General features: G+C 71.6%; 1 pseudogene. It reads right to left on the bottom strand.

The window, feature by feature from the left end:
• Positions 1 to 235: 235 nt before the first annotated feature.
• Positions 236 to 443: pseudogene (locus tag MKK63_RS11815) on the bottom strand (methionine adenosyltransferase); the annotation flags it as partial.

Below are 443 nucleotides of genomic sequence, written 5' to 3'. Positions count from 1 at the left end.
GACGCTTGCCCTTGCGCCGGCCGAAGAAGGCGCGTTCCGGCTCCTCGGCCGAGGGACCGGGCTGCCGGCTCATCTCAGACATGGCAACGACTTGGTCTCGGCCCGTTCAGCGCAGAGCGCAAGGATTCGAACGGGCGCGAGCCCTTGGCCGGGTCGTCAGGGCTGAGCCCCACAGCAGGGCCCCGCCCTGCACCCGCAAAAGGTGTCGACCTTTTGACAGCAGATCGCGCGAGGCTCAGGCCAGGTCCGGCTTTAGCTTGGCGGCGAGGGCGGTCCGCGCCCAGGAGACGGCGCCAGCGGTCTCGGGGGCGCGAGCCGAAGGCGCCGAGGCGCCGGTTCGCGCGTAGAGCGGCTTGTTGAGGCCGAGCGCCGTTCGGATGCCGCGGGGCGAGAGTGCCGGGGCGTCCAGCAGCACGCCCTCGGGCTTGGCCTCGTCCACGTTT

This window comes from Methylobacterium sp. J-088 (genome assembly GCF_022829295.1).
Lineage (GTDB): Bacteria > Pseudomonadota > Alphaproteobacteria > Rhizobiales > Beijerinckiaceae > Methylobacterium.
The sequence above is the reverse complement of the archived record's forward strand: the minus strand, read 5'-3'. Positions and strand labels throughout refer to the sequence as shown.